Source organism: Nocardia sp. NPDC004582 (assembly GCF_053602115.1).
The window spans coordinates 1-18150 of sequence record NZ_JBSGCY010000132.1 but is presented as its reverse complement, the minus strand read 5'-3'; the positions used below and the strand labels follow the sequence as shown (position 1 = coordinate 18150).

At 70.5% G+C, this 18150-nt stretch carries 13 protein-coding genes and 1 pseudogene; 7 read left to right on the top strand and 7 right to left on the bottom strand.

What is annotated here, in order from left to right; translation table 11 throughout:
- Positions 1-85: pseudogene (locus ACWELJ_RS27505) on the bottom strand (amidase family protein); the annotation flags it as partial.
- Positions 86-393: 308 nt separating this feature from the next.
- On the opposite strand from ACWELJ_RS27505, the gene ACWELJ_RS27500 reads away from it, so the two are divergent.
- Positions 394-1557 (top strand): hypothetical protein, encoded by a 1164-nt coding sequence (locus ACWELJ_RS27500; protein WP_452369027.1) that lies wholly within the window; start codon positions 394-396, stop codon positions 1555-1557.
- A gap of 29 nt (positions 1558-1586) precedes the next feature.
- Here ACWELJ_RS27500 and ACWELJ_RS27495 read toward each other — a convergent pair whose 3' ends face one another.
- Entirely contained in the window at positions 1587-2891 is a 1305-nt protein-coding gene (locus tag ACWELJ_RS27495; RefSeq protein WP_452369026.1) for a carotenoid oxygenase family protein, read from the bottom strand.
- Positions 2892-3009: 118 nt separating this feature from the next.
- Here ACWELJ_RS27495 and ACWELJ_RS27490 point away from each other — a divergent pair, with 118 nt between their 5' ends.
- Positions 3010-3534 carry a PadR family transcriptional regulator gene (locus ACWELJ_RS27490; protein ID WP_452369025.1) on the top strand — a complete coding sequence of 175 codons (525 nt, stop codon included), beginning with the start codon at positions 3010-3012 and terminating at the stop codon, positions 3532-3534.
- Positions 3535-3558: 24 nt separating this feature from the next.
- Here the strand turns inward: ACWELJ_RS27490 and ACWELJ_RS27485 are convergent, their stop codons facing one another.
- The 5 genes from ACWELJ_RS27485 to ACWELJ_RS27465 all read right to left on the bottom strand — a co-directional run bounded on the left by ACWELJ_RS27485 (position 3559) and on the right by ACWELJ_RS27465 (position 9577).
- On the bottom strand, positions 3559-4593 hold the full coding sequence (locus ACWELJ_RS27485; RefSeq protein WP_452369024.1) for an alpha/beta hydrolase: 1035 nt from the start codon (positions 4591-4593) through the stop codon (positions 3559-3561).
- A gap of 230 nt (positions 4594-4823) precedes the next feature.
- Complete coding sequence (locus ACWELJ_RS27480; protein WP_452369023.1) at positions 4824-5231, bottom strand: hypothetical protein; 408 nt, start codon at positions 5229-5231, stop codon at positions 4824-4826.
- Between the two features lie 179 nt (positions 5232-5410).
- Positions 5411-6640 carry a cytochrome P450 family protein gene (locus ACWELJ_RS27475; protein ID WP_452369022.1) on the bottom strand — a complete coding sequence of 410 codons (1230 nt, stop codon included), beginning with the start codon at positions 6638-6640 and terminating at the stop codon, positions 5411-5413.
- A 12-nt stretch (positions 6641-6652) separates the two neighbouring features.
- Positions 6653-7825, bottom strand: a complete 1173-nt coding sequence (locus tag ACWELJ_RS27470) for a cytochrome P450 (RefSeq protein WP_452369021.1) — start codon at positions 7823-7825, stop codon at positions 6653-6655.
- Positions 7826-8065: 240 nt separating this feature from the next.
- Entirely contained in the window at positions 8066-9577 is a 1512-nt protein-coding gene (locus ACWELJ_RS27465) for a protein kinase domain-containing protein (protein ID WP_452369020.1), read from the bottom strand.
- A 190-nt stretch (positions 9578-9767) separates the two neighbouring features.
- On the opposite strand from ACWELJ_RS27465, the gene ACWELJ_RS27460 reads away from it, so the two are divergent.
- The 5 genes from ACWELJ_RS27460 to ACWELJ_RS27440 all read left to right on the top strand — a co-directional run.
- A complete protein-coding gene (locus ACWELJ_RS27460) occupies positions 9768-10259 on the top strand; it encodes a gluconokinase (protein ID WP_452369028.1) in 492 nt (163 codons plus the stop codon).
- A gap of 47 nt (positions 10260-10306) precedes the next feature.
- A complete protein-coding gene (locus ACWELJ_RS27455) occupies positions 10307-11251 on the top strand; it encodes an extracellular catalytic domain type 1 short-chain-length polyhydroxyalkanoate depolymerase (RefSeq protein WP_452369019.1) in 945 nt (314 codons plus the stop codon).
- Positions 11252-11392: 141 nt separating this feature from the next.
- Positions 11393-15292, top strand: coding sequence for a Pls/PosA family non-ribosomal peptide synthetase (locus tag ACWELJ_RS27450; protein WP_452369018.1), 3900 nt, complete (start codon positions 11393-11395; stop codon positions 15290-15292).
- Positions 15292-16647, top strand: coding sequence for a M1 family metallopeptidase (locus tag ACWELJ_RS27445; protein ID WP_452369017.1), 1356 nt, complete (start codon positions 15292-15294; stop codon positions 16645-16647). The genes ACWELJ_RS27450 and ACWELJ_RS27445 overlap by 1 nt, the downstream gene beginning before the upstream one ends.
- Positions 16648-16874: 227 nt before the next feature.
- The coding region (locus ACWELJ_RS27440) for a DEAD/DEAH box helicase (protein WP_452369016.1) at positions 16875-18150 on the top strand (1276 nt) is incomplete at its 3' end.

Here is an 18150-nt window from a genome sequence, read left to right as displayed (position 1 = left end):
CGCGAGAGGTCCGCATCCCCCACAGCCCCTGATACGCCGCAGGCACCCGGATCGATCCCGCCGTATCGGTCCCCAACCCGATGGTGACCTCCCCAGCAGGCCGCCACCGCGGCCCCCGCCTGCGATCTGATCGGCACCGTCGGCACCCCGGAGCCGGGCGCGGACGAGACCACCGCGGGCCTGGACGCCTTCCCCGCCGCCACCGTCGCCCTGCCGGACCGGGTCCCGCTGCGCGGCACCGCGGAAACCTTCAACCGCCGCTGGTCCTTCGCCACCCGCGACGGGGCGATCTACGTCAAACCGACCGCCGCGCAGGGCGGTTGGCGTACCCTGCCGCTGCCGGGCTGCCTGGCGGGCCGCGTCGCGGGGGTCTCCGCCGACGACGACGAGCTGATGGCCATCGACGTCGACGGCCGCTTCTTCACCATGGACCGGATTCTCAGCGCGCCCAAGGACTGGAACTGGTCCAGCCGCTACGGCTCCCCGCTGTGGACCGGTCCGGGCAACACCCTGCCGCCGGGCACGACGGCGTGGACCTGGTCGGTGCTCTCGCCCAACGAGGACCACGTCTGGCGCGATAGCGCGGGCAACGACCACTCGGTGGGCGGGGCGAAGGTGTCGCACGTGTACGCGCTCACCGACGACGGCCATCGCATCCACTACGTGGATCCCTGGCTGCCCCTGGACCACAGCTACGAGATGTCCACCCCGGCCGGCGGCCGTTTCCGGGCGGTGGGGATCTCCACCAGCGGCTCGACCACCCTGGTCGTGAACCGGTTCGGCGACCTGTACACGCGCCTGTACGACTTCGACATCTCCGGCGCGGACCAGGTCTTCTTCCGCTACTCCTACGACGATCAGCGCGGCCGCCCCGAAGCGCCCGACATGCTCTCCGAGCGCATCGACGGCCACTACGCCGCGATCCAGCTGCCCGCACCGGACTGGACCGCGCAGCCCAAGATCCCCGGGCGGATCACCGACCGGGTCTCGGTGCACAAGACCGGAATCGGCTCGGCCGCACGCGAACTGCGCGTGGAGGGCGTCGCCGACGGGCACACCGGGTACTGGGTGAAGACGCTGACCGCCGAGCGGTGGGACTTCGTCCCCACCGACCGGCCGCTGGCGGGCGCGATCCTGGACAACACGCCCGTGGACCATTCGGTCGACGACAGCGTGCCCGTGTCCCCGTACTCCTACGCGGGCAGGACCCCGTCGGGTGTGGCGGCGCGGATCGAGAACTTCGATCTCGCGGTCTCCCCCACGCCCCTGTGCCTGGAGTTCGCCGACGGCGGCCGGCTGGATCTGATCCTGCACACCGTCGACGGACTCCGCCAGACCGTGCAGGCCGCCGGAATCACCGAGCAGCCACGAGGTTTCGACGGCAGCATCGAGGTCCCCGCGGACACCCTGGCCACGCTGGCCGAGCAGCCCGAGGCGGTCCGCGAGTTCGTGCGGACCGCCTTGGGCGCGCGCCGTTTCACCGATACGGCGGTGCGCGTCACCACGAGCGGCTTCACCATCGACGCCCTCGCGGTGACGCTCCCCCGCGCGCACTGACGACGGAGAACGGCTGTCCGGCCGCGGAATCAGAGGTCGGGCAGCCAGTTCCCGTGGAAACCGTGCGGCACCCGGCGCGGTAGGTGGATGGTGCCGATCGGCTCGCCGCCGAGGTCCTCCGCATCGAGAATGACCAGGTCGCTGCGGTTTTCGGCGGCGTCGTAGACGTAGGTCATGAGATAGCCCGCACCGCCGGGAGTTTCGTCGGCCGCCGCGAACGCGGCTTCGGCGGGCAGACGTCCCGGCCCGAAGTCGTGCACGCTGCTCGACCCGGTGTGCAGGTCGTAGCGCAGCAGCGCGCCACGGTCGCCGTCGGACACCGACGCGTGGCCGAACCGCGCGTCCAGGCCCGCCAAACGATCGTCGATGCGCGGGAACTCCGCGATCCGGTCGTCGATCCGTTCCTCGCGGACGCCCCCGGTGGTGAGGTCGAGCGTCCAGCGCCACAGGTTCGCGCCGGTGTCGAAGCCCTGTGAGGTATCGCGCCACATGCTCGGATACCGCATGGCGTACAGCACGATCCGGCCCGCGTCGTCGTGGGCGTTGAGGGTGTGGAAGACGTAGCAGGGTTCGATGTCGAACCAGCGCACCGGGCCGTGCGGGTCGTCGCGGCGCAGCACGCCGATCCGCGGCCGATAGTCGTCGCTCCACCGGAACGGCATGGCCCCGCCGGATATGGCGGTCGGCATGTCGAACACCACGGGCAGATCCAGGAACAGCACGTGATTCGCGGTGAGGGCGAAGTCGTGGTGCATGGTCGCGGCCGGGACGTCGATGGCGCGGCTGAATTCGAGAGTGCCCGCGGCGTCGGCGCGGTGGTAGGTCAGGTACGGCTCGGTGAAGTCGTAGCCGAAGAAGTGCAGCTCCCCGGTGACCGGGCAGGTCTTGGGGTGCGCGGTCATGGCGGTGGTGAGCTTGCCGTCGAAGTCGTAGGGGCCCACGGTGTCCAGCTCGCTGGTCAGTTCGTAGGGGAACGAGGATTCGACGAGGGCGAAGCTGCGGCCGGCGTGCCGGACGATGTGGGTGTTCGCCGCGCCCGCGGTGTAGTCGCGGTTGCCCTGCGCGTCGATGCCCTGCGCACCGTCGGTGAACTGGGTGGTCCGCACCCACCGATTGCGGTAGGACACAGCGCGTCCGCCTTCGAGCCGCACGCCGTGCACCATGCCGTCGCCGAAGAACCAGTGTGGGGAGGCGGCGTCGTGCGGGTTGGGCCCATTGCGCACGTACCAGCCGTTGAGTTCCTCGGGAATCGTTCCGGTGCTGGGCAATTCGTAGGTGGTGAGCTCGTCGGGGACGGGCGCGTAGTTGCCGGAGAGATGGGGCGGAGTGGTCATGATCGATACCTGTCTGCCCGAGCAGCGGGGTGCTCACGGCTGCGACATTCCAGTTCTGACATGTCCAAGATTGAGCCTCCTATTCCGACATGTCAATAGTGGAATGTAGGCTGGGCCCATGAGTCTCCGGTACGCCCTGCTCGGATTGCTGTCCGACGGTCCCGCCAGCGGCTACGACCTGCTGCGCACCTTCAAGCTGTCGCTGGCCAATGTCTGGCCCGCGACGCAGAGCCAGATGTACACCGAACTCACCAAACTCGCCGACGCCGAACTCATCGCCGTCACCGACGAGGGCCCGCGCGGGCGCAAGGAGTACACCATCACCGCCGCGGGGCTCGCGGATCTGCGCACCTGGCTCACCACCACGACGCCCAAGGAAGTGCACCGCGACGAGACGCTGTTGCGGGTCTTCTTCCTCGGCGTCATCCCGCCCGCGTTGGCGCGCGCGTATCTGACCGATATCGCCGAGCGGGCCGAACGCGAGCACGCGAATCTGCGCGAACTCGAACAGGGCATCGACTGGAACGAACGCGACCTGTCCCGCTACGGCCACCTGGCCCTGGAGTACGGGGCGCGCGCCACCGCGCTGAAGGCCGAATGGGCGCGCTGGGCACTGGAAAACCTACCGCCCGAACAGGATTGAGTACCTACCGAGAGGGTCGAGCGGCTACAGGCCGAGGCCGTGCGCCAGCACCGGCCAGGACGCGGGCAGCTCGTCGTCCCAGTAGCCCCAGGAGTGGGTGCCGTACGGGTGCAGTTTCACGGTGGCGGGGATGCCGAGCTGCTCGAGCCGGTCGCCCATCGCGCGGGTGCACTGATCGGTGGCCGCCTCGAGGATGCCGCCCACCAGGATCTGGTTCGCGAGATTGTCCCCGGCCCCGGCGAAGTGCTTGTCGAGAGCCTTGTCGTGGGGTCCGGGCATGCCGTTGCCGCTGGACAGGTACAGGTCCAGGCCGCGCAGCCCCTCGGCGTGCAGGTAGGGATCGTTGGCCGCCCACTGCGGGTCCCCCGACGGCCCGTACATATTGATGGCGTCGCCGCCGCCGAAGGCCACCGTGATCCGCACGAACGCCTCCCCCACCGGATCGGCGATCCGCGCGCACCCGCTGTAGGCGGCCACCGAGCGGTACAGCCCGGGCTTGACGATCGGCAGTTGCAGCACCGAGGTGCCGGACATGGACACGCCCACCAGCCCGTTCCGGCCGTTCGCGCCGAGCGCGGCATCGATGAGCGGGGGCAGTTCCTCGGTGAGGTAGGTCGTCCATTTCATGACGCCCAGCCGCGGGTCCGGATGCCGCCAATCGGTGTAGTAGGACGCCGCGCCGCCGATCGGCTGCACGACATTGACATTCTTGTCGGCCAGGAAGTCGAAGGCGTTGGTGCGCTGATCCCAGGAGGCCGCGCCCTTGCCGCCGCTGCCGCCGCTGAGCATGTACAGCACCGGCCGCGGCGCCGACGTGTCGGCCGGGCGTTGCACGTCGACCGGGAAGTCCATGTTCATGGCGGCCGAATGCACGGTGAACTGCAGGTGCCGATCATCAATCACGCGGGTTGCCACGATCGCCGATCCGTCGGGCGCGCCCGCCCCGCCGGAGCCGGTCGAGAAGGGCAGCACATCGGGTTCGGCATTGGCCGCGAGATCGAAGGGCGCCGAGGTCAGCGTGAGCAGGCCCGCCGCCGCCAGGACCGCCGCACTGCACATGATCGAGCGTAATCGCACGTCCGGGGTTTTCCTGGTTCTCGCGTGCCGCGCCGGGGCAGAATCCGGGCGGGGGTGTTCTCCGGCGGCCATGACCGCCCACGGCCCGACCAACTGCGCATCGGGCACGCGGCGGACAGTCTGGCACACGCCACCGAACGGCAGGTTGCCGGATCGTTGCGCGCAGCGAACAGCTTGCGCACCGATAACCTGCCGGCGGGTGTGCGGAAGGGTCAGCGCAGGGTGAGCAGCTTGGCGGTCCCGGAGACGACGTTCTCGCTCTGGTCGACCAGTGCGGCCCGGACCTGTACCGCGGCTCCCGCGGTCAGGAGTGACTCCCCGGCGGCCGGCTTGAGCACCACCATGGCCCGGTGCGGCGAACCGTCACAGGTGAACTGCGTCTGCGCGCCGGTGGCGGCGGGGCGATCGGCATTGGGGTCGCCGACCATGGCCTGGATGCTGGTGACGCCCGCGGTCGCGTCGCAGGTGTAGTCGATCCCGACCGAGGTGGCGACGGCCGTGGTGACGTCGATGGAATTGTCGGCCAGGGCGGGCGCGGCGGTGACGACCAGACCGGCGCCCAGCACGGCGAGCGCGGTGGCGGACAGGGCGGAGCGGTACCGATTCCGGATGGTGACCATGAATATTCGAGCCTCCTGTGTGAGGGACTTGAATCGCTGAACACTCTCGGAAAGACGCACGACCAGTATGGCTGTGCGTCTTCATGTTCCAGCCACGGCCCCCCGGAGACGGGAACACCGCACCGCCCGGCGAGTCACGAGACCGGGCGATGCGGTGGGAGCAGGACGGACCGCGGCGGCTACGCGCCTGGGTTCAGCACCACCGGCAAGCTGATGTGGCCATTGGAGATGAAGCTGCCGATCGGGGTCAATTCCGTTGCGGGCGTGGCCAGCCGGAGGTCGGGGAAACGCGCGAAGAGCGCGGGCAGCGCGATCGCCGCTTCCAGGCGGGCCAGCGGCGCGCCCAGGCAGTGGTGCGCGCCGTGGCCGAAGGCGACGTGCTGGTCCTTGGTGTCGCGGTGGATGTCGAACCGGTCGGTGGTCTCGCCATGGATCTTCGGGTCGCGGCTGGCCCCGGCGTAGGAGGCGAGGATGGCCTGGCCCTTGCCGATCACGACGCCGCCGACCTCGATGTCCTCCACCGCGTAGCGCAGCGGCAGGTGGGCGACCGGCGCCTGGTAGCGCAGGGTCTCCTCGATGACGTCGTTCCAGGACGCCTGCTCGCCCACCACGGCGGCCAGCTGCTCCGGATGCGACAGCAGCGCGACGATGGCCTGACCGAGCAGGTTGACCGTGGTCTCGTGGCCGGCGTTGATGACCAGCATCAGCGTTTCGACGAGTTCCTTGTCGGCCAGCTGCGAGCCGTCCTCGTCGCGGGAGGCGATCATGGCGGTGGTGATGTCGTCGCCCGGGTGCTCGCGGCGGTAGGCGACCAGTTCGCCGACCTTCTCGTACATCTCCAGGAAGTTGGCCATGGCCTCCTCGGCGGTCAGCGACCCGTCGAAGAAGCCGTCGACGCACTTGTGGATGGCGGCGTCGAGATGCTCGGGCACCCCCAAGAGCCCGCTGATCACGCGGATCGGGACCGGGTAGGCGTAGAGCGAGCGCAGGTCCGCGGTCGAACCGGCCGGGAGCTCGGCCAGTTCGTCGAGCAGTTCGGTGACGATGGCCTCGATACGCTCGCGCATGGCCGTGGTGCGGCGATGGGTGAAGGCCGGGGAGACCAGCTTGCGCAGGCGGCGGTGGTCGGCGCCGTAGGCGGTGAACATGTTCTCCGCCACGATCCAGGGCAGCAGCGGCCAGGTCTCGGTGATCTCGCCGTTGCGGAACGCCGCCCAGTGCTGGCGCGGGTCCTTGGAGACGCGCTCGTCGGTGAGCAGGCTCTTGAGCACTTCCTGGTCGGTCACCGACCACGCCTGGACGCCGCCGGGCAGCTCGACCAGCGCGACGGGGCCACGCGCGCGAATCCGGGCGGATTCGCCCTGGATATCGGTGCCGGTGACATCCAGCACGATCGGGCTCTGGGACATGTGAAGCTCCTTCTACACCGCGCGCAGCGCGGGACTGATCGGGAATTCGACCGGCAGTGCCACCATGGCGCGGTGGAACGGGCCGGGACGCCAGGAGATCTCGTCTTTGCCGACGGCCAGCGCGATGTCGGGCAGCGCGTCGAGCAGCTCGTCGATCGCGGTCTGCGCGACCAGATACGCCACCGAGCGGGCGGGGCAGGCGTGCGGGCCCGCGCCCCAGGCCAGGTGCGAGCGGTTGCCGGTGCGGTCGCCGCCCGCGATCTCGGGATCGTTGTTGCAGGCCGCGAGGCTGATCAGCACCGGCTGGTGGGCGGGCAGCCAGGTGGTGTCGATGAGCACCGGCTGACGCGGGTAGCTGATCGAGAAGTTGGCCATCGGCGGGTCGTTGAAGAGCACCTCGTCGAGGGCGTCGCGGGTGGAGAGGCTGCCGCCGAGCATGTCTCCGCCGAAGCGGTCGTCGGTGAGCATGAGCAGCAACGTGTTGGCGATCAGGTTCTGCATCGGCTCGAGGCCCGCGCCGTAGAAGCTGACCAGCTGGTACAGCATCTCCTCGTCATTGAGCGCGGCCGGGTGGTGCGCCATGCGGGAGGTGACGTCGTCGCCGGGCTCGGCGCGGCGCAGCGCGATCAGCTCCATGAGCGCTTCGGCCAGGGTCTGCATGCCCCACGCGGCATTGACGGTGTCGAACAGCGCGGCCATGCCGGTGGCCACCCGCTGCCCGATATCGGCCGAGCAGCCCACCACCTGGTTGAGCACCTCGAACACCAGCGGCAGGGCGTAACTCGACACCAGGTCGGTGCCGCCCTCGGCGGCGATCCCCGCGATCAGCGGGCCCGCGATCTCCTCGACGGTGGCATGCACCGCGTGCAGGTCGATTCCGTCGATGGCGGCGGTGTAGGCCTGCCGGTAGCGCAGGTGCTCGGCGCCGGCGTTGCGCAGCGCGTTCGGGTACCACTGCATCATGGGCCGGATCGGCGAGTCCTCGGGGATGGTCTCCTGCCAGACGCGCGGGTCGGCGGGAAAGTGCTCGGGATCGTTGAGGATTCGCAGTGCCGTCCGGTAGTTCACGACCAGGGTGGCCGGGATCCCCGGGGACAGTTCGATCGGCACCATGGAGCCGTGGCGTCGCCGCATGTCACGGTAGGCGGCATGCGGGTCGGCCGCGAATTCCGGTGTGCCCAGCAAGATCCTGAGCTCCTCGGGCGCGACACCCACTCCACCGCGAACCGGACATCCCTGCGCCCCCGCGAACCCGCCTCGCGACCCTGTCGTGTCCACGACCGAAACTCCCTATCGACGAACAACTTTCACCGCGCCCCACCGAGCCATCCCGATCGGGCCACCACATCGCAGACTAGCAGTCCCCCAGCACACCTACCGATTTTGTGAAACACCAACGGCCGCCGGGACTCCTCGGCCGGGCCGCTACTCCTCGACGATCGAGGTGATCAGGGTGCGGCCGCTCACCGTGCGGGTGGTGACCGTCTGGGTGAACGCGTCCGGCAATTCCCCGGGCCGCTGCTGCATGACCTTGACCGCCCAGTGCTCGTCGTCGCCGGGGGTGATGCGACCGACCTGCACGCAGTACCGGGTGCCCACCGGCAGCGAATCGATGCCGGTCTGAATGGTCGCCGGGTTGGCCACATTGGAGGCGTCGCCCGCGACGAATTGGCTTGCCACCGAGCCGGAGCGGAGCACGTAGTAGGCGTACTGGAACGCCAGGATCGCGTCGGGGCCACTGGCGATGCCACCCGGATCGGTGCCGGTGACACTGTCGGGGGTGCGGCGGGTCTGGCAGCCGTCGGCGGCCGCGGCGGCGGACGGGTTCACCGATGGGGCCGCCGGAGCCGTACTCGTGCGAGCCGGGGCCGAGGTGCGCGGGCCGGTCGTGGGCGCGGCCGAATCCTTCGAACTCGGTTCCATCAGTGCCGAGAGCAAACCGACCGCGGCGGCCGTGGCGCCCACCGCCACGACGACCGCGAGCACCACCAGCAGGGTGCGGGACCGCGCCCAGGGCTCCGACGCCGGGACCGCGGCGTGCCGGTTCTTGTCGCGCGGGTTCTTCGCCTTGGGCGGCGGAACGTCCGGCGCCGACCGCGATTCGGTGAGCACACCGTTCACCGCCGCGGACAGTTCGGCGCAGGTGGCGTAGCGGTGGCGCGGATTCTTCGCCATGGCCCGCGCCAGGATCGGGTCCAGTGCGGCGGGCAGGGCCGGATTGATCGCGTGCGGCGAGGGTACGGGGGCCTTCACGTGCCGGTAGATCAGCCGGGGTAGGTCGGTGTCGGCGTACGGGGGTGTGCCGGTGAGCATTTCGAACAGCGTGCAGCCCAGCGAGTACACGTCCGCGCGGCGGTCGACGCGGGCCTCGTCGTGGAAGCGTTCGGGCGCGGTGTACTGGAAGCTCGCGACCACCTCGCCGCGCCCGGTGATGCCGCGCACCTCGTGGTTGGACTCGGCGATGCCGAAGTCGGTGAGCAGCGCCCACTCTCGTGGTTGGGCGGTGAGCAGGATATTGGCGGGTTTGACGTCGCGGTGCAGCACACCCGCGTCGTGGGCGTAGTCGAGGGCGCGCGCCACGTCGGCGGTGATGGCGGCGACGCGGCGCGGTTCGAGCGGCCCGGCGAGCAGTTCGGCTTCCAGGTCCGAGCCGTCGACATAGGCCATGGCCAGCCACAGCCGCCCTTGTTCCTCGCCACGCGCGTAGATGGTGACGATGTTCGGATGCGCGAGCCGGGCAATGATATTGGCCTCGCGCAGGAATCGCTGCCGAGTCTCGGCGCTGTCCCCCGCCACCACATTGAGCAGCTTGAGCGCGACGAATCGGGGCAGGTCCCGGTCGTGGGCCAGGTACACCTCGCCCATTCCGCCGACGCCGAGCAGCCGCTCGACCCGATACCCGGCGAAGGTCACTCCCGGCCGGAGCTGCTCAGCCAAACAATCCTCCCGATTCACCTGCACCGCAGACAATACCGGGACCGGTGGGCGGCGGAAGGAACGGTTCGGATCGGATGCGGCGGGCCGCCGGTGCGAAGTGATTTCCGCTGGCTATGGTCGGTGCGACCAGCACCGCACCGATCCGGGAGGCCCGTTGACCGCCGCCGCTCGACCGCACATCGCGGTGGTGATGGGCGTGGCGGGATCGGGCAAGTCCACTGTCGCGAGCATGCTGGCGCGCACGCTGGACTGGGATCTGCTCGAGGGCGACGACCTGCACCCGCCCGCCAATCGCGCCAAGATGGCCGCCGGGCGCCCGCTCACCGATGCCGATCGGGGGCCGTGGCTGGCGGCGGTCGCGGCGTGGATATCCGCGGAGTTCGCCGCGGGCCGTTCGGGAGTGGTCGCCTGTTCGGCCCTGAAACGCTCCTATCGGGACATCCTGCGCGCCGGGCACCCGGACGCGGTCCTCACCTTCGTGCACCTCACCGGATCCCGGGAACTCCTACGCGCCCGCCTGCTCGCGCGCACGGGCCACTTCCTGCCGCCGGCACTACTGAACTCACAGCTCGAGACCCTGGAGCCACCCGCCCCGGACGAGCGGATCGTGACCATCGAAATCGATCGTCCGCCAGCCGAAGTCGCCGCCGCCGCGCTGGCCGCCCTGCGCGTTCACAGCTGACCCGAAGCTTCAGCTCAGCTTCAGGCCGCGTCTCTACCATCGACGGCGTGTACGCACCGAGAATCGCCGCCGCGGTCCTGCTCGCCACGGTGTTCCTGACCGCCGGCTGCACGTACCCGCGGGCTCACGCGGCGGCCGACACCACGGTCACCCTCGAATTCGGCGGTCTGCCACGGCAATACCTCGTCCACTATCCCGCGAAGCGCCCGCAGGGCCTGCTGCCCGCGGTCCTCGCCTTCCACGGCGGTGGCGGGACCGCCCGGAATCTGGCGGAGACCTCCGGCTTCGACGAGCTCTCCGACACCGAGGGCTTCATCGCCGTCTACGCCGACGGCTACGAGAAGTCCTGGAACGACGGTCGTGGCGCGGACACCAAGGCTGGTGCGGCCGGCGTCGACGACGTGGGTTTCGTGGCGGCGGTGATCGACCGGCTGGTCGGCGGCGACGGCGTGGACCCGTCGCGGGTCTATGCCACCGGAATGTCGAACGGCGGCATGTTCACCGAACATCTCGGCTGCCGGCTGCCGGGGAAGCTGGCCGCCATCGCTCCGGTGGCGGGGCCGCTCCCGCAGGCGGACGAATCCGACTGCACCCCCGCCCATCCCCTGCCGGTGCTCGAGATCCACGGCACCGCCGACCCGATCGTCCCCTATGACGGCGGGGTCGTCCGGGTCACGTCGGGGCGGCACGGCGCGGGCACCAGCCCCGTGCTGTCGGTCGACGCGACCCAGCGGTGGTGGCGCGAGCGCGACGCCTGCTCCGCGGTGACCACCACACAGCTCGCGCCGCGCACCGACGACGGGACCTCGGTCACGGTGGGGTCCGCCGACTGCGCGAACGGATCCGCGGTGCGTCTCTATGCGGTCACCGGCGGCGGTCACACCTGGCCGGGCGGGCCGCAATACCTGCCCGAGGCCATTGTCGGCAAGGTCACTCACCAATTCGACGCCGCCGACGTGATCTGGCGATTCTTCGCCCGATTCCCGGCATAACCGCCGGTCGCACACGGGACAACCAGGACTTACCGGTACCGTGGGCCAATGGCCGCCCCACAGTTTGCCTGTCGGTAACTCTCCTATGAAACAACCAACGCACAAGCGCCGGATGGTTCCATGAGAGGTGGGCAGCACGTAATGCCGCGACCGCAGGCCGATATCGAGACAGACGCGAACCCGATGCTGCGGGCCGCCCTCGCGCCGGCAGCCCGCACCCTGGTCGACATTCTCGCCGCGACCGCCGCGGCGCACCCCGACGCACCCGCCATCGACGACGGCGAGGTGGAACTGGGCTACGCGGAACTGCTCGCGGAGATCGCGGTCGAGGTGGATCGGCTGGCCGCCGCGGGCGTGCGCGCCGGGGACCGGGTCGGGGTCCGGATGCCGTCGGGCACGCGCGGGCTCTACATCACCATCCTGGCCGTCCTGCACGCGGGCGCGGCCTATGTCCCGGTCGACGCCGACGATCCCGACGAGCGCGCCCGGCTGGTGTTCGGCGAGGCTCAGGTGTCGGCCATCGTGACCGCCGCGGGCATCGAGACCACCGGCGTCCCAAGGGAATCCGGCGCCGGCACGACCCGGCCGGCCGCTCCCGCCCCGGCCGACGACGCCTGGATCATCTTCACCTCCGGCTCCACGGGCACCCCCAAAGGCGTTGCGGTGACCCATCGCAACGCCGCCGCGTTCGTCGACGCCGAAGCGAACCTGTTCCTCCAGCGCGAACCCATCGGCCCCGGCGACCGGGTGCTGGCCGGACTGTCGGTCGCCTTCGACGCCTCCTGCGAGGAGATGTGGCTGGCCTGGCGGCACGGCGCCTGCCTGGTCCCGGCCCCGCGCGCGCTGGTGCGCACCGGCGCGGACCTGGGTCCGTGGCTGGTGCGCCGCGAGATCAGCATCGTCTCGACCGTGCCCACCCTGGCCGCCACCTGGCCCGCCGAGGCCCTGGAACCGGTGCGGCTGCTCATCTTCGGCGGCGAGGCGGTCCCGCCCGAGCTGGCCGAACGCCTGGCGGGCAATCAGGATTCCGAGCGCGAGGTGTGGAACACCTACGGCCCCACCGAGGCCACCGTGGTGGCGTGCGCGGCGCTGCTGGACGGCGGCTTCCCGATCCGCATCGGCCTCCCGCTCGACGGCTGGGACCTGACGGTCGTCGACGCCGCCGGAAATCCGGTGGGCGAGGGCGAATCCGGCGAGCTGGTGATCGGCGGCGTCGGCCTGGCCCGCTACCTCGACCCGGCCAAGGACGCCGAGAAGTACGCGCCGCTGGAATCGGTGGGCTGGGAACGCGCCTACCGCAGCGGCGATCTGGTCCGCAACGACCGCGAGGGCCTGGTGTTCCTGGGCCGCGCCGACGACCAGATCAAGCTCGGCGGCCGCCGCATCGAACTCGGCGAGATCGACAACGCGCTGCAGCACCTGCCGGGCGTGACCGGCGCGGCCGCCGCCATCCGGACCACCAAGGCGGGCAACAAGATCCTGGTCGGCTACCTCACCGGCCCCGACGCCGGCTACGACCTGACCGCCGCCAGAACCATTCTGGCCGAACAGCTTCCGGCTCCCCTGGTGCCGCGCCTGGCCGTGGTCGGGGAACTGCCCACCCGCACCTCCGGCAAGGTCGACCGCGACGCCCTGCCCTGGCCGCTGCCCAAGACCGTCGCCGCCACCCCCGAGGCCGGACTGACCGAGACCCAGCGCTGGGTCGCCGGCCTCTGGGATTCGATCCTGGGCGCCGAGGTCACCGATCCCGACGCCGACTTCTTCGATCTGGGCGGCGGCTCCCTGGCCGCGGCACAGCTGGTGGCGGCGCTGCGCGAACGCCATCCGCGCGTCGCGGTGGCCGACCTCTACGACCATCCGCGCCTGGGCGCGCTGGCCGCGTTCCTGGACGCCTTCGCCCCGACCGCGACCGTCGAGGAACGCGTGGTCCGCCCGGTGCCGCTGCCCGCTCAGCTGTTCCAGGTGCTCGCCACCATCCCGCTCACCACCCTCACCGGTCTGCAATGGCTGACCTGGCTGGCCACCGTCGGCAATATCGCCGCGTGGTCGGGCTCGCTGCCGTGGCTGCCGCACCTGTCGTGGTGGTGGACGCTGGCCGCGTTCGTGCTGTTCATCTCCCCGCCCGGCCGGATGGCGCTGTGCGTCGCCGGGTCCCGGCTGCTGCTGCGCGGGGTCGCGGCGGGCACCTATCCGCGCGGCGGGCTCGTGCACCTGCGCCTCTGGACGGCCGTGCGGCTCTCGGAGGCCAGCGGCGCGGAGAACCTGTCCGGCGCACCGTGGATGGTGCCGTTCGCCCGCGCGCTCGGCGCGACCGTCGGCAAGGGCGTCGACCTGCACACCCTGCCGCCCGTCACCGGTATGCTGCGGCTCGGCGACGGCTGCAGCGTCGAACCCGAGGTCGACCTGGCCGGGTATTGGATCGACGGCGACGTGGTGCACATCGGCCCGATCGAGATCGGTCCCGGCGCGGTGGTCGGGGCGCGGTCGATGCTGCTGCCCGGCACCAGGATCGGCCGCAATGCCGAGATCGCGCCCGGCTCGTCGGTGGCGGGCAAGGTCAAGGCCGAGCAGGAGTGGGCGGGCTCGCCCGCGGTGAAAGTCGGCCGGGCCCAGCACCGCTGGCCCGACGCCACCCCCGCCCGCGCCTCGCACTGGGTCGCCATCTTCGGCGTCACCTCCATGCTGCTGGCCTCGGTGCCGATCCTGTCGCTGGGCACCGGCGGTCTGCTGATCGCCTGGTGGATTCGCGACACCCAGACGCTGACAGCGGGTTTCGGGCGCGCGTTCGCCATGCTGCCGGTCGCCATGCTGCTGGTACTGGGCGTGTACGCGACGGTCACCATCGTGTCGGTGCGACTGCTGGCCATCGGGCTCACCGAGGGCCACCATCCGGTGCGCAGCCGCCAGGGCTGGCAGGCGTGGGCCACCGAACGGCTGCTGGATTCCGCGCGCACCTTCCTGTTCCCGCTCTACGCCAGCCTGCTGACCCCGGTGTGGCTGCGCCTGCTGGGCGCGAAGGTCGGCAAGCGCGTGGAGGTCTCGACCGTGCTGCTGCTGCCGAAGTTCACCGTGGTCGCCGACGGCGCGTTCCTGGCCGACGACACCATGGTCGCCAGTTACGAATTGGGCGGCGGCTGGCTGCGCATCGGTGAGGCCAAGGTCGGCAAGCGCGCCTTCCTCGGCAACTCCGGTATGACCGCGCCGGGTCGCCGGGTCCCCAAGAACGGCCTGGTCGCCGTGCTGTCGGCGGCGCCGTCGAAGGCGAAGGCGGGCTCGTCGTGGCTGGGCAGCCCGCCCATCCGCTTGCGCCGCGCCGCCGAAATCGCCGACACCGCACGCACCTTCGACCCGCCCGCGCGGCTGCGGATCGCGCGCGCGGTGGTGGAGACCTGCCGGTTGATCCCGGTGCTGGTGACCTTCGCCATCGGGCTCGGCGTGCTGTTCGCCCTGGCCTGGCTGGCCCAGACCCTCGGCCATCTGCCCACCGCCCTGCTCAGCGGCCTGGTGCTGCTGAGTGCGGGCGCGGTCGCCGGCGCGTCCTCGATCATCGCGAAATGGCTGCTGGTGGGCCGGATCGGCACCGAGGAGCATCCGCTGTGGAGCTCGTTCGTGTGGCGCAACGAGGTGGCCGACACCTTCGTCGAGCATGTCGCCGCACCGTGGTTCGCTCGCGCCGCGACCGGAACACCTGTCCTGAATGTCTGGTTGCGTGGACTCGGCGCGACAATCGGCCGCGGGGTATGGTGCGAATCCTATTGGCTTCCGGAGGCTGACCTGGTGACACTCGGTGACGGCGCGACCGTGGAACGCGGCTGCGTGGTGCAGACCCATCTGTTCCACGACCGCATCATGGCCATGGACACCGTCACCCTCGGACCCGGCGCCACCCTCGGCCCGCACTGTGTCGCCCTGCCCGCCAGCGTGATCGGCGCGGGCGCCACCATCGGGCCCGCCTCGCTGGTCATGCGCGGCGACAGCGTGCCGCCGTCCACCCGCTGGTGGGGCAACCCCATCGCACCCTGGCCGGACGGGAGCCGCTGATGGTCGATCCGATCGACGAACCCATCGACGATTACCTGCCGCAGAACGGAAATCGCGGCTACCGGGTCTCGCGCTACGACCTGGAACTGGTCTACAAGGTCTCGAGCAACCGGCTGTCCGGGCGCGCCGACATCACCGCGGTGACCACCGGCGCGCGAGATCGCTTCGCGCTGGACCTGTCCCAGGCGCTGTCGGTGTCCAAGGTGCTGGTGAACGGCGCCAAACCCGCCAAATACGCCCACCAGCGCGGCAAATTGGTGATCACCCCGCGCCAGCGCGTCCCGGCGGGCGGCGCCCTGGTGCTGACCGTGCAGTACGCGGGCCCGCCCACACCGGTGCGCGGCCCGTGGGGCGAGGTCGGCTGGGAGGAGCTCACCGAGGGCGCGCTGGTGGCCAGCCAGCCCAATGGCGCGGCCTCCTGGTTCCCCTGCGACGACCACCCCAGTTCCAAGGCCAGCTACCGGATTTCGATCACCACCGACTCCCCCTACTACGCGCAGGCCAACGGCACCCTGGTGCGCAAGCAGACCAAGGCCAGCCAGACCACCTGGGTCTACGAGCAGCCCGAACCCATGTCGACCTACCTGGCGACCATCCAGATCGGCCACTACCGCAAACAGCGCATCGACGCCCCGCGCGGATCGGTCCCCATGCAGGCAGTGCTGCCGCCGCGGCTGCGTCTGCCCTTCGAGCACGACTTCGCACGCCAGCCGCGCATGATGGAGGTCTTCACCGAACTGTTCGGGCCCTACCCGTTCGAGGCGTACACGGTGGTGGTCACCGATGACGACCTCGAGATCCCCATCGAGGCCCAGGGCATTTCGGTATTCGGCGCGAATCACTGTGACGGGCAACGGGGTTCGGAGCGCCTGGTCGCGCACGAGCTGGCCCACCAGTGGTTCGGCAACAGCCTGACCATCCGGCGGTGGCGCGACATCTGGCTGCACGAGGGCTTCGCCTGTTACGCGGAATGGATCTGGTCCGAGGCCGCGGGCGGACCCTCCGCCGATCAGCTGGCCCGCACCGCGCACCGCAATCTGGCGCGGCTGCCACAGGACCTGCTGCTCGCCGACCCGACCCCGGAGTTCATGTTCGACGACCGGGTCTACAAGCGCGGCGCGCTCACCCTGCACGCCCTGCGCCTGCAGCTGGGCGACACCGCCTTCTTCGACCTGCTGCGCGCCTGGACCACGCGGTACCGGCACGCCTCGGTGAGCACCGACGAATTCACCGACCTGGCCGGGCATTACAGCAACACCTCGCTGCGCCCGCTCTGGGACGCCTGGCTGCACGCCCGACCCCTGCCCCCGCTGCCCGCGCTCCCCGCGTACCGGGCCGATTTCGAGGCCGGGTAGACTTCCAGCGAACACGTTGTTGATCATGGCTGTGCCGGTGCCAACCGTCACACCAGCGTCGTAGATCGCTACAACTCCCAAGCAGCCCCCACTGCGCGGCTTAGCTTTCCTTACGGCGATCGATTTTGCCCACTGGCAATCTCGCCACCTTGTGCCCCCGGCGCGGACCCGATGTCCGCCGCACGGCTCGGGCACGCCCCCGATGCCCGAAAGGCACTGCAGCACCGATGACTTCCGCCCCCACCTCCTTCGCCGCGCTCGGCGTGCACGAGCCCCTGATTCGCGCCCTCACCAGCGCCGGGATCACCGAGCCGTTCCCGATCCAGGCCGACACCCTGCCCGACACCCTGGCCGGGCGCGATGTGCTCGGCCGCGGGAAGACCGGCAGTGGAAAGACCCTGGCGTTCTCCATTCCGATGGTCGACATGCTGGGCCGCGACCCGCAGCCGGTCGCGCCGAATCACCCCGCCGGGCTGGTCCTGGCGCCGACCCGCGAACTGGCGACCCAGATCGCGGCCACCCTCGAGCCGCTGGCCGCCGCGTACCGCATGTCGGTGACCACGATCTTCGGTGGCGTGTCCCAGCACCGGCAGGTGCAGGCGCTGAAGAAGGGCGTCGACATCGTCATCGCCTGCCCGGGCCGCCTCGAGGACCTGATGCGGCAGGGCCTGATCAGCCTCGACGACGTCGAGATCACCATCATCGACGAGGCCGACCACATGGCCGACCTGGGCTTCCTGCCCGGCGTCACCCGGATCCTGGCCGCCACCCCCAGCGACGGCCAGCGCCTGCTGTTCTCGGCCACCCTGGACAACGGCGTCAACAAGCTGGTTCAGCGCTTCCTGCCGAACGCGGTGAAACACGAAGTCGACGAAGCGAATTCGCCGGTGGCCGCCATGACCCACCATGTGTTCGAGGTGCCCACCAACGACGCCAAGCGCGCCGTCGTGCACCGCCTCGCCTCCGGCGCCGAGCGGCGAATCCTGTTCACCCGCACCAAGCATCAGGCCCGCAAGCTGGCCCGCCAGCTCACCACCGCCGGCATCCCGGCCGTGGACCTGCACGGCAATCTGACCCAGCCCGCCCGCGACCGCAATCTGGCGGCCTTCGCCTCCGGCGCGGCCAAGGTCCTGGTCGCCACCGACGTGGCCGCGCGCGGCGTGCACGTGGACGGCGTGGAACTGGTCGTGCACGTCGATCCGCCCGCCGAGCACAAGGCCTACCTGCACCGGTCCGGCCGCACCGCGCGGGCGGGCAATGACGGCGATGTCGTCACCCTGGTGCTGCCCGATCAGCGCGGCGATATGGCCGCGCTCATGCGCAAGGCCAAGATCACCGTCTCCCCGCAGTCGGTCACGCCCGACTCCCCGCAGGTGAGCGAGCTGGTCGGAGAGGTCGCCGCACTGGTTCCCGTCTCCGGCGGCGATGCCGGCCCTCGTACTCGACCGCACCGGGGACGGGCGCGCCGAGGAAGTCGGTGCTGGCCGAGATGGGGAACATGGC

Excerpts from the sequence above, each read along its gene's own strand:
- ACWELJ_RS27450 (WP_452369018.1), top strand. The coding sequence starts at position 11,393 with ATGCCGCGACCGCAGGCCGATATCGAGACAGACGCGAACCCGATGCTG.
- ACWELJ_RS27475 (WP_452369022.1), bottom strand. The coding sequence starts at position 6,640 with ATGTCCCAGAGCCCGATCGTGCTGGATGTCACCGGCACCGATATCCAG.
- ACWELJ_RS27500 (WP_452369027.1), top strand. The coding sequence starts at position 394 with ATGGCCATCGACGTCGACGGCCGCTTCTTCACCATGGACCGGATTCTC.
- ACWELJ_RS27490 (WP_452369025.1), top strand. The coding sequence starts at position 3,010 with ATGAGTCTCCGGTACGCCCTGCTCGGATTGCTGTCCGACGGTCCCGCC.
- ACWELJ_RS27445 (WP_452369017.1), top strand. The coding sequence starts at position 15,292 with ATGGTCGATCCGATCGACGAACCCATCGACGATTACCTGCCGCAGAAC.
- ACWELJ_RS27485 (WP_452369024.1), bottom strand. The coding sequence starts at position 4,593 with ATGTGCAGTGCGGCGGTCCTGGCGGCGGCGGGCCTGCTCACGCTGACC.
- ACWELJ_RS27495 (WP_452369026.1), bottom strand. The coding sequence starts at position 2,891 with ATGACCACTCCGCCCCATCTCTCCGGCAACTACGCGCCCGTCCCCGAC.
- ACWELJ_RS27480 (WP_452369023.1), bottom strand. The coding sequence starts at position 5,231 with ATGGTCACCATCCGGAATCGGTACCGCTCCGCCCTGTCCGCCACCGCG.
- ACWELJ_RS27460 (WP_452369028.1), top strand. The coding sequence starts at position 9,768 with ATGGGCGTGGCGGGATCGGGCAAGTCCACTGTCGCGAGCATGCTGGCG.